Source organism: Flavobacterium pallidum (assembly GCF_003097535.1).
GTDB lineage: Bacteria > Bacteroidota > Bacteroidia > Flavobacteriales > Flavobacteriaceae > Flavobacterium > Flavobacterium pallidum.
The window spans coordinates 3,217,179-3,229,708 of record NZ_CP029187.1 but is presented as its reverse complement, the minus strand read 5'-3'; the positions used below and the strand labels follow the sequence as shown (position 1 = coordinate 3,229,708).

At 34.9% G+C, this 12,530-nt stretch carries 16 protein-coding genes; all 16 read right to left on the bottom strand.

Annotated elements, in window-relative coordinates:
• Nucleotides 1–95: 95 nt before the first annotated feature.
• The gene (locus tag HYN49_RS13600; RefSeq protein WP_108904627.1) at nt 96–488 is read right to left on the bottom strand and encodes a hypothetical protein; all 393 of its coding nucleotides are present in this window, start codon (nt 486–488) and stop codon (nt 96–98) included.
• A 165-nt stretch (nt 489–653) separates the two neighbouring features.
• Complete coding sequence (locus HYN49_RS13595; protein WP_108904626.1) at nt 654–950, bottom strand: type II toxin-antitoxin system RelE/ParE family toxin; 297 nt, start codon at nt 948–950, stop codon at nt 654–656.
• Entirely contained in the window at nt 943–1,194 is a 252-nt protein-coding gene (locus HYN49_RS13590) for a type II toxin-antitoxin system ParD family antitoxin (RefSeq protein ID WP_108904586.1), read from the bottom strand. The genes HYN49_RS13595 and HYN49_RS13590 overlap by 8 nt, the downstream gene beginning before the upstream one ends.
• Nucleotides 1,195–1,406: 212 nt before the next feature.
• Nucleotides 1,407–2,243 (bottom strand): hypothetical protein, encoded by an 837-nt coding sequence (locus HYN49_RS13585; protein ID WP_108904625.1) that lies wholly within the window; start codon nt 2,241–2,243, stop codon nt 1,407–1,409.
• 162 nt (nt 2,244–2,405) lie between these two features.
• Complete coding sequence (locus HYN49_RS13580) at nt 2,406–2,894, bottom strand: hypothetical protein (protein WP_108904624.1); 489 nt, start codon at nt 2,892–2,894, stop codon at nt 2,406–2,408.
• Between the two features lie 163 nt (nt 2,895–3,057).
• Nucleotides 3,058–4,035: a DUF4365 domain-containing protein gene (locus tag HYN49_RS13575; RefSeq protein WP_108904623.1), complete on the bottom strand. Its 978-nt coding sequence runs from the start codon at nt 4,033–4,035 to the stop codon at nt 3,058–3,060.
• Between the two features lie 153 nt (nt 4,036–4,188).
• Complete coding sequence (locus HYN49_RS13570) at nt 4,189–4,677, bottom strand: hypothetical protein (RefSeq protein ID WP_108904622.1); 489 nt, start codon at nt 4,675–4,677, stop codon at nt 4,189–4,191.
• A 695-nt stretch (nt 4,678–5,372) separates the two neighbouring features.
• Nucleotides 5,373–5,924, bottom strand: a complete 552-nt coding sequence (locus HYN49_RS13560; protein ID WP_108904620.1) for a hypothetical protein — start codon at nt 5,922–5,924, stop codon at nt 5,373–5,375.
• Nucleotides 5,925–6,090: 166 nt separating this feature from the next.
• On the bottom strand, nt 6,091–6,522 hold the full coding sequence (locus tag HYN49_RS13555) for a hypothetical protein (protein ID WP_108904619.1): 432 nt from the start codon (nt 6,520–6,522) through the stop codon (nt 6,091–6,093).
• A gap of 149 nt (nt 6,523–6,671) precedes the next feature.
• Entirely contained in the window at nt 6,672–7,058 is a 387-nt protein-coding gene (locus HYN49_RS13550) for a hypothetical protein (RefSeq protein WP_146185113.1), read from the bottom strand.
• 175 nt (nt 7,059–7,233) lie between these two features.
• Nucleotides 7,234–7,803 carry a hypothetical protein gene (locus HYN49_RS13545; protein ID WP_108904617.1) on the bottom strand — a complete coding sequence of 190 codons (570 nt, stop codon included), beginning with the start codon at nt 7,801–7,803 and terminating at the stop codon, nt 7,234–7,236.
• A 171-nt stretch (nt 7,804–7,974) separates the two neighbouring features.
• Nucleotides 7,975–8,517 (bottom strand): hypothetical protein, encoded by a 543-nt coding sequence (locus tag HYN49_RS13540; RefSeq protein WP_108904616.1) that lies wholly within the window; start codon nt 8,515–8,517, stop codon nt 7,975–7,977.
• 181 nt (nt 8,518–8,698) lie between these two features.
• The gene (locus HYN49_RS13535) at nt 8,699–9,181 is read right to left on the bottom strand and encodes a VOC family protein (RefSeq protein WP_108904615.1); all 483 of its coding nucleotides are present in this window, start codon (nt 9,179–9,181) and stop codon (nt 8,699–8,701) included.
• A gap of 689 nt (nt 9,182–9,870) precedes the next feature.
• Nucleotides 9,871–10,311, bottom strand: a complete 441-nt coding sequence (locus tag HYN49_RS13530) for a WapI family immunity protein (protein ID WP_146185112.1) — start codon at nt 10,309–10,311, stop codon at nt 9,871–9,873.
• Between the two features lie 716 nt (nt 10,312–11,027).
• The gene (locus tag HYN49_RS13520) at nt 11,028–11,462 is read right to left on the bottom strand and encodes a hypothetical protein (protein WP_108904612.1); all 435 of its coding nucleotides are present in this window, start codon (nt 11,460–11,462) and stop codon (nt 11,028–11,030) included.
• 191 nt (nt 11,463–11,653) lie between these two features.
• Entirely contained in the window at nt 11,654–12,505 is an 852-nt protein-coding gene (locus HYN49_RS13515) for a hypothetical protein (RefSeq protein ID WP_146185111.1), read from the bottom strand.
• Nucleotides 12,506–12,530: the final 25 nt, after the last annotated feature.

Here is a 12,530-nt window from a genome sequence, read left to right as displayed (position 1 = left end):
GAGTACTCTCGGCTAGACAGAACGAAGTTATGGAAAAAGGCGGTTCATTTTACAAAGCAAGCAGCAATTGCGTGAAACCGCTGTTATGCGAGGTTTTAATTTATGACCAAATTTAAATCGTTTGAATAAAATGTCTTTCTAAGAATATCATATTCTAACGTCGTTGTATCGCTTTTAATGATCTTCATTTTTTGGATAGAATGAAAGTTCGGTTTATGGCGAAATCCAAAGTCAACATCAAATTGTTCGTTTGGTTTAAGTTCTATTTCAGCGATATAATTTATTGAATCAAACTTTATTGTCAAATCACTCTGTGCCAATTCTGTTTTTAAATTAGATTTACCATTAGGAAATTTAGAAATCGTATCAGAGTTGTAATATATTTTAAGAATTACATTTTTTCCAGAGTGATTAAGGACAGTTGCGAAATATTCTGTTTCACAACTCGTGAGAGAAAAAATGATTAGCAAGTATATAAGTTTCTTCATGAGTTTGATTGTCAAAAATCTCGCATAACGTCCGGCGGCTTCACGTCAGTTGCGGCATTTGGAACTGAGTACTCTTGGCTGGACCGAACGAAGTTATGGAAAAAGGTGGTTCATTTTACAACGTGAGTAGCAATTGCGTGAAACCGCTGTTATGTGTGGTTTTAATTATTGAAACTTTTTCTTTAAATCCATACTACCGTGTAATATTCTAACCACTTCAATTTCCTGTGCGTCAACTACAAGATAGAAAATTAAATGTTCGCCAGATTTATAGCCAAACAGATTATTCACAATTTGATTGTACGATTTTCCGATATTTGGATTCTCAGCTATTTCTTGGCAACTATCGAGAAGCAATTGATAATATTTGTCAGCTTGTCTTTCTGACCATTCATCATAAGTATAATCCCAAATATCCGCAAGATCATCAACAGCTCTATATAAAAGATGAAATTTAGCCATTCGCTTTTTTGCTGGCTTTCAATTGAGCAAGAAATTTTTGAGAATCAAAGTTTTCTGCTCTTCCACTTTTAATTCCTTCCTCAATTGAATTTCGAAGCATTACAACTCGATTTTCTTCATCTTCCAAAAGGCGCAGTCCGGCGCGAACAACTTCGCTTGCATTTTTGAATCTGCCATGCGCAATTGTGTTTTCAACGAAATGTTCGAAGTGATTTCCGAGTGATATTGAAGTATTCTTTCCCATAACTTTTCATTTCTGTAAAATTACCAAATTTTGGTAACTTTCCAAATTTCGGACAAAGTTTTTCAAAAATCACACATAACGTCCGGCGGCTTCACGTCAGTTGCGGCTTTTGGAACTGAGTACTCTCGGCTGGACAGAACGAAGTTATGGAAAAAGGTGGTTAATTTTACAAAGTGAGCAGCAATTGCCTGAAACCGCTGTTATGCACAGGTTTAATTTTTACTTTGAATTTCCTCGTTTTTTATAGCATTTATGTACGCTGTAATAAAATCACGTAAAAAGGATTTTATATGGTGTGTTCTTTGCTCAATTACTTCTGATAATTTCAAATTATTCCCTTCTAAACCTAAATCTTCAGCACCGCCGATCAGTATTAATCCATCAGAAGTTAAATTTATGACTCCGACTTTGGTGTATTCATAGTGTGTAATTCGATCACGTATTGATTTTCGTTCGCCTTCGGACATAACAAAATCAAAGTTAGCTATGTTTTTCTCAAATATATCGATTAGCGGTTTAGTAAAAACGGGACGGTTTTGTTTTTGTAAAAAGTCGCCAATTTTGCGAAATGAATGAAAGTCATTTGTGAAGTAGCAGCAAACTCCTCTAGTAAAATAATCTAAAGTTCTTCTATACGCAAGTACAAATGCTTGATATTCAAAATCCCATACTAAAGTATTACTTATTCCTAAAACCGTATTTGGATCAAGCACTTTTCTATAATTATGTTGCTCAACCTGTTCGAGTATTGTTTTTTCAATTTGCAATAGTTTATCATGATGATACTGAACGCATATAAGCGCGTTTTGAGTGTCATCTAAAAACCTATTAATAAATTTGTGATACCATCTCTCCTTTTTTTCGTCGCTTCTCCAATCAGTAATAAATTTGGGTTGTGGATTCGTAACGAATTCATGAAACAAATCAAATATTTGTTTGTCTTCGGGGAGTAATTTATATCCAACATTTTCATCAATTATCCTGAGACAATTTTGAATTTCATCACTTTCATATTTTCGCATAGCGTCTGCGACTGAATATTCTTCCATACGTCCGGTTTTTCAAAACTTGTGCATAACGTCCGGCGGCTTCACGTCAGTTGCGGCTTTTGGAACTGAGTACTCTCGGCCGGACAAAACGAAGTTATGGAAAAAGGTCGTTCATTTTACAAAGTGAGCAGCAATTGCGTGAAACCGCTGTTAGCAGCCGTTTTATGGTACTGTCCAAGCGGATGTGATATAATATTTATTTTTTATTTTCTCAATGCTAAAGAAATGTTGTTGTCCTTCAGATTGTGCTGAAGATTCTCTGGAAACATATCTAAGTTCGATATGACATATTCCCGAATTATCTTCATTAAACACTATAACATTTTCAAAATTTTCACCTTCATTTAAGGCCTCAATTAGTTTTTGATCATAAAATATATTGAAATAGTCTACATCAAATTTTTTGCGTGAAACTTTGACATATGGCTTTCGTGAGTTTTCACAATAATCGCAATTAAATGGAAATTGTATTAACTTCGAAAGTGATGATTTGTCACTTGAAATTATTGATGCTTTAAAGCTTTCGTAAAAATTTGTAAGTTCAATTTTTTCGGAATGGTTTAAATTTTTAATTCCGCATGATTGTGAGAAACAATAATGAAAACCAATAAATAAGAAAGTTAAAAAGATATTTACATTAGGAATTTTCATTATCGCTGGGTTTAAAATGGCTGCTAACGTCCGGCGGCTTCACGTCAGTTGCGGCATTTGGAACTGAGTATTCTCGGCGAGACTGAACGAAGTTATGGAAAAAGGTCGTTCATTTCACAAGCGAAGCAGCAATTGCGTGAAACCGCTGTTAGCTGAAGTTTATCTAACTGAACATAAATGTCGGTAAAAACCATTCTCTACTCATAGATTCAAAAACGTTGTTAATAGTTGATAGTTGATGCCAAAGCGAAGAAATCGCCATTGATCTGCGCATCTCAAACTCGGTGTAAACATAGTTTTCATCACCATTTCTATCCCAAGCCTTTTCAATATTATCGAGTGAGTCACCAGTTTTACTAAAGTCGATAGTACATCCAAATTCCGCAACATTCTGCAGTTCTTTATAATACTCACTAAGGGTTGCCCAATTATATCTTTGATCCCACACATCATTATATAAAAGTAGTTTTGCAAAGTGTTTTGCGCGTTCTGTTAGCTCGTAGCCGTCACAATAATATAGTTCCCGATATTGATAAGCTACTTTAGAAAAGAAAGCATGATACTTCGGGCGTTTCGCATATAGATACAAAGGTAAAAGAGAGTCTTTGTCGTTAGTGATTTCATTTACCGCTGGGATAAAAATGGTTTTAGTTTTTTTGCCAGAATATTCTGTTGCTTCAGGAAGTAAAATTTTGTCTATATAGTCGTTTAAACAAACAAAAAAAACTCTGCCGGTATTTGTCTCGACCAAAAATAACAAAACGGGAAAAGCAGAACCCATTCGTTGGACAGTATTTAATTCAACTGTATCAATTGAAAATTTAAAAACTTCTATTTCTTTAAATTTTTCAGATTCTTGTAAAGGCCCGTTCTCAACATTATTTCTTAAATGAACTTTTATCTTTGATGGTTTGAGGTTTTCTGCTCCCTTGACTTGAATATATATATGTTCACCGAGCGTATCGTATACCGGCTTCGTTTTACCTGGTTTTTCTTCAAATAACTCGAGGATGATATCTATACCGTAATCTGGCTTATATTCTCGGATAGTCCAAAAAACAGGTAAAATGGCTTCAATAATCGCTAATGATTTCTTCTCAATTATATGAGCTAACGCTTTTCTTTTAGTTCTTCTCGTCATTAAATTTCAGCTAACGTCCGGCGGCTTCACGTCAGTTGCGGCTTTTGGAACTGAGTACTCTCGGCTGGACAGAACGAAGTTATGGAAAAAGGTGGTTCATTTTACACGGGAAGCAGCAATTGCGTGAAACCGCTGTTACCAGCAGTTTATGGTTTATCGATAACTTACTTTTGATAAATCTCCATCAAGTATAGTAAACGATAGAATTTGGTAACTATCTATCGATTTTCCATCAACCATTGCCGCTTCCCATTTTTGTGGCATTTTAGCAACAATATTTAAAACTTCGTCGGCTAAAATCTTTAAGTCACCTTTTCCATTATTCACAAGTTCAAAACTTCCGGCTTTTCCGGAACAATTAACTATAAATCCAACGTGAACCCTGAATACGATGCCCTTAGCTTTTGAGTTATTAAGTGTGTTTTCAGAAAAGTATTTTTTAAGTTCTGTAATTCCGCCTCCAAAATTTGGATTTGAATTTGGAGTTAATAGACTCTGTCCGAATTTCTGCTTTAATTGCATATCATCAACAGAATAATTTATTTTTTCTGAGCAAAGCGCAAAAGCTTTATTTTCTGCTTGTGCAGACAGATCGGAAACGGATAATAGAAAGAAAATCGCGGTAATAATCAAGGTTTTCATGGTTGGTCGTATTTAAATTGCTGGTAACGTCCGGCGGCTTCACGTCAGTTGCGGCTTTCGAAGCTGAGTACTCTCGGCTGGACAGAACGAAGTTATGGAAAAAGATTGTTCATTTTACAAGGGAAGCAGCAATTGCGTGAAACCGCTGTTATCACTCGTTTAAATTATAAGTTTAATTCTCCCTTGTCATAATCGCTTAATTGCAAGTATTCATTTATGTTTGATAATGATGAATCAATATTGTTAACCATTTGTTTCACTGTTTCCGGATATTCGGGGACGTCGCTGTTAGTCAAACTCCTTTCTACGAAGTCTAATGTGCGTAAAATATAGAGTTGATTTGCAAATATAAAGTTCAACATTTCTCTGTCTGAGACTTCTCCAATTGATTTCGCTTTCTTGAATTTCATAATTTTTTTGTTTATCGATTACGCAAATCTATTAATAATATATAAACTATAGTTTTTATCTATTAATAGTTTTCAACAATTTTAGTTACAATAATATGATTATTTGTGATAAAGCTTGATTTTGAGTACTGTACGCCTAAATGAGTGATAACGTCCGGCGGCTTCACGTCAGTTGCGGCTTTTGGAGCTGAGTACTCTCGGCTGGACAGAACGAGGTTATGGAAAAGGCGGTTCATTTTACAACGGGATGAGTAATTGCGTGAAACCGCTGTTAGCAGTAGTACTTTAGTTTCCTTTCAATTTATTCCTGTAAATATCCTCTTGGCCTTTATATTCACTCATAAGAAACTTGTGTCGTTGCTTGATCCAATTATTTTCTTTAACGACTTGAATCGGTGCCACATAACGATCGAATTTTATGGTTTCCTTTGTTCTAATCAAGTCAACTACGTAATCACCTTCATCGAATTGTAAAAATCGTAAAGCGTTTTGCGTACCTTGGGCAGTAAAAGGGATAAAAATGGTCATTACTTTGTTATTGTGATATAATGCAAACGAGAAACGAGGGCCGATAGTGTGTATTTCGAGTACAAAATAATTTGTTTTTTTATCAAAAGTGACAAATGATTGGTTGGCAGTTTCATCGCACACTTTAATGTTATTACCGAAAGTATTTGCTATTTCGTACTCTTTGCAAAATGTTTCAAAGTCAACCCTTTCACCGTTTTCGTCTAAAAGTTGAAAAGCAAGAACAACTGAATAAGAGGCTTGTGCATTTACATTTTGAAATGAAATTGTCGTTAAGACAATAATCAATGTGATTCGAAAGATATTCATTACTGAAATATTTTTTAGTATTACTGCTAACGTCCGGCGGCTTCACGTCAGTTGCGGCATTTGAAACTGAGTACTCTCGGCGGGACAGAACGAAGTTATGGAAAAAGGTGGTTCATTTTACAAGAAAAGTAGCAATTGCGTGAAACCGCTGTTATGGGCAGTTGTTCTACTTAGACTTGAATTTTCCTTTTTTAATTGAGAGGATCAAACTATACATTGTGTCTATAGGTTTTCCGTTTTGAATCCCAGCAATCCAACTTTGCATTTTTTCAAGACTCTCAATTATCTGATTATCTATCTCCTCAGAAATACCTTTTATAGTTTGAAAGCCATAAGCTTCTGCTTCACAATTTATTGTAAACAATAATCTTACTTCACCAGAAATCGATTTATCGAATGGTATTGATGCATTTAATCGCTGCACTAATTCGCCGTTAGAGTTATCGAATTTGGCAGGTGTCACCGAAACTACAAAGATTCGATCTGGATTACAAGCTCTAGATTTATCTGCTTCAAAAATTCTGCCTCCGACAGTTACACTTTGTGCTTTTACTAAAAAGCAACTGAAAAAAAGTGTAATTATTAACGATGTTTTCATTTTGTTCGGTTTACAATTTGCCCATAACGTCCGGCGGCTTCACGTCAGTTGCGGCATTTGGAACTGAGTACTCTCGGCGTGGACATGACGAAGTTATGGAAAAAAGAAGTTCATTTTACACGAGAAGTAGCAATTGCGTGAAACCGCTGTTATAGGCTGGCGCAATTGTCGGCATCAAAGTTTTCAATAATGCCCTTTAATTCTTTAAAGTTTTCCGAAAGTGGATTAAGTAATATTTCTTTATTCAATTCAACGACTAACTTAGATTCTATTTTGCAGAAAACACGGACATTTTCTTTATAAAAGTGAAAGCTGAGAACATCTAAGTTTGGGTTAGAAATATATAGCAAATTTTCTACATAGAAATTTTCCGAATCATAGTGTATTGACAGTCTAAATAAGCCAGGATCATTTGGAAATGCAACTTTCACGGCTGTAGAATTTTCAAATAAAGTATACAAAGTATTCTTCCAAATTCCTTGTGAAAAGCGAATCTTTAATTTTTCATTATACTCTCCAGTTACGTTAATTTGCATAGTGTTTTTTTTTCTACGGTCGGTTAGCGCTTGCCTATAACGTCCGGCGGCTTCACGTCAGTTGCGGCTTTTGGAACTGAGTATTCTCGGCGTGGACAGAACGAAGTTATGGAAAGCGTTTATATTTTACAAGGAAGGTAGCAATTGCGTGAAACCGCTGTTAGCCGTAGCCAAATTAGCTCACCCATCCCGATAATGAATGAAAGCGTTTCCATTTATTATTTATTTTCTTATATATTTCTATAGATCCACCTAACGAATGCGGACCAGTTGAATAGTTGCTGGAAAAAATCACATAATTTTTGTCCTTTGAGAATATCGGAAGTTTTATGTAAGATAAACATGTTAACGGTCCATATTGCATCCGAATTTTTTCCCAAAAAATTTCGTCAGTTTTACTTTCTAAACGCATTTTGTTTATGTTGTGCTTGGTTATTATTCTGTCGCATTTAGTCTTTCGTATATTTAACTTAAAATCGGTAGCTTTTTTCATTTGTTTTCTGAAAAAGTCCACATCTTCAGTGCTGAATATTGAATCCAGTTTATACGTTTCGATGAAGTTTTTATCATATGGTGTACCATTTTCAGAATAATAAATTGTGCCTTTCGGGGCACAATTTTGTAATGAGTTGATAACACTATATAAATCATTTTCAGAAATTACTCCATTTTCAGATTCCGTATTTTTTACTTCTTTATTGCAAGATAAGCTCGATAAAGCTAGAATAAATAAAAATTTTCTCATTTGGTTATACGCGATTTTGGACTGGTTACGGCTAACGTCCTGCGGCTCCACGTCAGTTGCGGCTTTCGGAGCTGAGTACTCTCGGCTGGATAAGACGAAGTTATGGAAAAAGGCGGTTCATTTTACAAAGTGAGCAGCAATTGCGTGGAACCGCTGTTACCTGCTGGCGCATTATTCCAAATCCAATTCGTTATTAATAATTTGGCTTTCGCTTTTTCTTTCTGATTTTCTTGTTTCAGACTTTTGTTTTTGTACGTATCTATTGATGTTTCCAATACACATTTCGTACTCGGCCATAAATGAGCCTTGTTTAATCATAATGCCATTCATGGGACATGTTTCGTAACCACAATTATGCTTTGAATATTCTCCGAAATTCTTGTGTTTTATTCTTTTTTCGCGCAATATTTTTTCCTGATTTATAAATATTTTGCGCCACATTTCTTCCTTGTCACCATTTGTTAGTTCTAATCCTAGAGTTTGTACCTTTATGTACGTCCAGGGATCTTTTACTTGCAAAAAAATAAATGTCTTTTCAAATATTTTGTTTGCATAATCTCTAATGGAAATTTTCTGTTCGAGATTAAGTTTTTCATTTTCTGAAAGTGAACGATATAATCCCAAAGTATTAAAGTCAGAATATTTTTTATAATTATCGATATAAAAAAAATAATCTTCAAAACTAAAACTATTAAATTGTTTTCCTATTTCCATAATTTGATTTTACGCGATTTTTGTAGCGCTTGCAGGTAACGTCCGGCGGCTTCACGTCAGTTGCGGCTTTCGAAGCTGAGTACTCTCGGCTGGACAGAACGAAGTTATGGAAAAAGGGGGTTCATTTTACAAAGAAAGTAGCAATTGCGTGAAACCGCTGTTAGCGGTTCGTTGCTTGTGCTTACTCATTGTCCTCCAAAACATCTGTTACAGTTTTATTATTAAGTTGCTCAGCTAAACCAACAAGAAGTCCTTCTGTTCCACGAATGTAACAAAGTTTATAAATGTTTTCATAGTTTACTACTTCTCCAACGATTTCAAACCCTTGTTTTTCAAGTCGGATTAATAATTCGTCAAGGTTGTCAACTCTGAACATAACTCGGAGATAGCCCAGAGAATTAACTGGCGCTGTCCTATGATCCGAAATGGTCTTAGGACTTAAAAATTTTGAAAGTTCAAGTCGGCTATGTCCGTCTGGTGTTACCATCATAGCAACTTCTACGGATTGATTTCCCAGTCCAGTTACTTGTCCTGCCCATTCACCTTCAACCATCATTCTTCCTTCAAGTGTAAGTCCAATTTCTGTGAAAAATGTAATTGCATTGTCAAGGTTTTCTACAACTACACCAACGTTATTCATTTCTATTAGTTTACTTTTGGTCATGTACTTTTTATAATTTTAATTATGTCTGTTTCTTATGGTCGATGTCACTTTGCAATGACCGCTAACGTCCGGCGGCTTCACGTCAGTTGCGGCATTTGGAACTGAGTATTCTCGGCTGGAAAAGACGAAGTTATGGAAAAAGGTGGCTCATTTTACAAGGAAAGTAGCAATTGCGTGAAACCGCTGTTACAGGCCGTCGCGACACAGTTGCAAAATCACACAAAGTAACCACAAAGAAATTCTGAATTAGGTTTTAAAATTTCTCAAGAGTTAAGTTCGCATAATTCAACGCAAAAGATTTTGAATACATTTTAAATACAAAGAAGATCGACAAAGACTTTCCACAGCTATTTCGTCTGATCGCGTCCAACAGAGAACTCTCGGCGAACAGATGCGAAAATAAAACGACAAAATTTCCAGGCGACACTAACACAACGTAACCACAAAGATGCTCCGTGAAAAATAGGGGAGAAGTCAAATTTACTCAAACACAAGCCGAACTGTTCAATTTAGGGAAATCGTTCTTTCAGAGGCGCGGAGCTATGGCCTGTAACGTCCGGCGGCTTCACGTCAGTTGCGGCTTTCGAAGCTGAGTACTCTCGGCTGGACAGAACGAAGTTATGGAAAAAGGTGTTACCTTTTACAAGGAAAGCAGCAATTGCGTGAAACCGCTGTTACCAGCAGTGATATTATTTTGTTTTTCCGACAATTGGAAATTCAACAGTAATTTTGTCTAATTGATTTAATATCTTAGGTATGTGTGATTGATCAAAATTTATTTCAAATTCTAATATATTTCCATAGCCTGCATTATCAAGCACAATACATTCGGCATTAAGATTACCAATTCCATCGCCAATAATTTTGATTCCAACCTGACTTTCAATTGTCTGAAAAACTGCAATTCCATTTAATTTTTCGTACAGTTTTACCAACTCATTTTTAAAATTTTCAAAATCTATAGTCATTAGGCAAGCGTTAAAGCTTCCAGAAAATGCGCCGGCTTTTACCGAAACATTGGAGTTTACCCAATTTCCATCCCAATATGTTTCTGAAGATTGATAACTGTATTCAATTATCTCAATTCTGATATAACTTCCGTTTGCAGAAATTTCAAAATATGTGGTCATTTCGTTCATCATTGCTGGTAACGTCCGGCGGCTTCACGTCAGTTGCGGCTTTTGGCACTGAGTACTCTCGGCTGGACAAAACGAAGTTATGGAAAAAGGTCGTTCATTTTACAAATGAAGTAGCAATTGCGTGAAACCGCTGTTATGGGCAGGTTCAATATGTTTTCCTTTTACGATTTTTAATTGCCCAATAAATATTGATAATAAAAATGATGAACGAAAGTAAAGCTAAAGGGGCAATAATTTGAAAATTGTAAAAATCATCGATCAAAAATGATAATAGAATTATTGCAGAATGAAGTATTGACAAATATTTTTGTGTTGAATGTTTTAGTATTGCAAGAATACCATAACCAATCAGAAAAATAAAGCAGGTTAGATAGGTTAGAGCAAATCCAGCGTTTGTCAAATCCCATGCCCAATTAACTGTTCTGTTAATTCCGAGCATTCGTCTTAAGGTAAAATAACTTAAACAAATAATGAATAATAGAATGACCATGAGCATTCTCTTTTCAAAAAACTGAAAGATTTTATGTTTCATTTACTGAGGTTTTTTTCCGGTTGGCTGCGAACTTGCCCATAACGTCCGGCGGCTTCACGTCAGTTGCGGCTTTTGGAACTGACTACTCTCGGCTGGACAGAACGAAGTTATGGAAAAAGGTGGTTCATATTACAAGGAAGTAGCAATTGCGTGAAACCGTTGTTACCTGCAGGCTTTAATTAAATTCATCTTCTGAAATAATTTCGTCAATTTGAGTTTCATAAAGCAATTTTAGTTTCTTGTAATTTTTTATGCAATCATAAAAATAGCTACAAATTAAATCTACATATTCTCTTTGAGCGATATAAGATTCTTTCATCTCTTTCACGCTATTGAAAATTGAGTATTTAGTTTCATTTGAATATTTTTCCCAGCGTAACCCTTTCCATTCGTTAGAACTTATCCACAATATAGAGTTATCTAAATATTTTACCGAGATATCTTTCGATGAAAAGTTTGTAGAATAGCCTTTAACTAAATCTGGATTATTAGAAATGACATCTCCATCTATAATCATTTTCAAAGAATTCTTGTAAACTTCTTTCCTAATATTTATAGTCAAAATAACTCCCTCGGATTCGAATTGAAATGATTTTATAAGATTACTCATTTGGATATGTTTTTAATGAAAGTCTTTATTTACGGGCTGCGGTAAGCTTGCAGGTAACGTCCGGCGGCTTCACGTCAGTTGCGGCTTTTGGAACTGAGTACTCTCGGCGAGACAAAACGAAGTTATGGAAAAAGGTGGTTCATTTTACAACGGAAGTAGCAATTGCGTGAAACCGCTGTTAGCTGTTGTGTTTATAAAATACCTAACGCCGATTTTAAATCTTCTAATACTATTTGCGAGAATAGGACATCATTTGTTGACACAAATAGATTTGTTCCATGTATTAAGCCATTTCTCAAAGTTATTAATTTGATAAGATTATCCTTTAAAGAGCTGGTTATTTTTTCTTCGTTGAATAAAATGTATACTAACTTTGTTTTCGCAATTTTTCTCCTATTTTGATATTGAAAATCTGAATTATCATTTTTAGAAAAAGCGGTTCCGTATTTTTCTAGTATATATTCAATCTCATTATAAGATGTAAGGAAATTTTCCAAGCTTCCACGCTCATTGGAACTATCATTAGCGGTGAAATTTCTTAAGCGATTACTTGCAATTTTTAGACTATTTGGGTTCAAAATTTTAATGACGAAAAAAATTACTAATAACAAAACTGTTATAATTGTAGCGACAGAAATATTTATCAAAATGGTTAATATAAAATTATTTTGAATCTCATCTACTATTACTAAAAAGCATGCTGAAATTCCAAAAATTGTAGTAACACTAATATTAATTATTGAACCAAAATATTCAGATTTTAGTAACTCTACAATTTCTTCAAACGAGTCATCTTTATCTGCTTTACGATCAAGTTCGTTTCGTAAAAAGATATAGCCAGTTATTATCAATCCATAAATTGCCGCGATTACTTGTGATGCTGAAGAAAATAAATATAGAACTTGATTTTCATTCAAGATGAAAAAAGGTGAAAGTAATCCTATGACGAGGCTTAATACCGAAAAACTTGACCAAATCCAGAAGAAAGGAATTCTATCTTCTTCGATTATCAAATCTTTTAAGCGCTTTAATTTATCTTTCATTTTGACGACGGTTAGGGTAACATAA

Coding starts and splice junctions, on each gene's coding strand:
- HYN49_RS13600 (WP_108904627.1), bottom strand. CDS start 488: ATGAAGAAACTTATATACTTGCTAATCATTTTTTCTCTCACGAGTTGT.
- HYN49_RS13595 (WP_108904626.1), bottom strand. CDS start 950: ATGGCTAAATTTCATCTTTTATATAGAGCTGTTGATGATCTTGCGGAT.
- HYN49_RS13590 (WP_108904586.1), bottom strand. CDS start 1,194: ATGGGAAAGAATACTTCAATATCACTCGGAAATCACTTCGAACATTTC.
- HYN49_RS13585 (WP_108904625.1), bottom strand. CDS start 2,243: ATGGAAGAATATTCAGTCGCAGACGCTATGCGAAAATATGAAAGTGAT.
- HYN49_RS13580 (WP_108904624.1), bottom strand. CDS start 2,894: ATGAAAATTCCTAATGTAAATATCTTTTTAACTTTCTTATTTATTGGT.
- HYN49_RS13575 (WP_108904623.1), bottom strand. CDS start 4,035: ATGACGAGAAGAACTAAAAGAAAAGCGTTAGCTCATATAATTGAGAAG.
- HYN49_RS13570 (WP_108904622.1), bottom strand. CDS start 4,677: ATGAAAACCTTGATTATTACCGCGATTTTCTTTCTATTATCCGTTTCC.
- HYN49_RS13560 (WP_108904620.1), bottom strand. CDS start 5,924: ATGAATATCTTTCGAATCACATTGATTATTGTCTTAACGACAATTTCA.
- HYN49_RS13555 (WP_108904619.1), bottom strand. CDS start 6,522: ATGAAAACATCGTTAATAATTACACTTTTTTTCAGTTGCTTTTTAGTA.
- HYN49_RS13550 (WP_146185113.1), bottom strand. CDS start 7,058: ATGCAAATTAACGTAACTGGAGAGTATAATGAAAAATTAAAGATTCGC.
- HYN49_RS13545 (WP_108904617.1), bottom strand. CDS start 7,803: ATGAGAAAATTTTTATTTATTCTAGCTTTATCGAGCTTATCTTGCAAT.
- HYN49_RS13540 (WP_108904616.1), bottom strand. CDS start 8,517: ATGGAAATAGGAAAACAATTTAATAGTTTTAGTTTTGAAGATTATTTT.
- HYN49_RS13535 (WP_108904615.1), bottom strand. CDS start 9,181: ATGACCAAAAGTAAACTAATAGAAATGAATAACGTTGGTGTAGTTGTA.
- HYN49_RS13530 (WP_146185112.1), bottom strand. CDS start 10,311: ATGACCACATATTTTGAAATTTCTGCAAACGGAAGTTATATCAGAATT.
- HYN49_RS13520 (WP_108904612.1), bottom strand. CDS start 11,462: ATGAGTAATCTTATAAAATCATTTCAATTCGAATCCGAGGGAGTTATT.
- HYN49_RS13515 (WP_146185111.1), bottom strand. CDS start 12,505: ATGAAAGATAAATTAAAGCGCTTAAAAGATTTGATAATCGAAGAAGAT.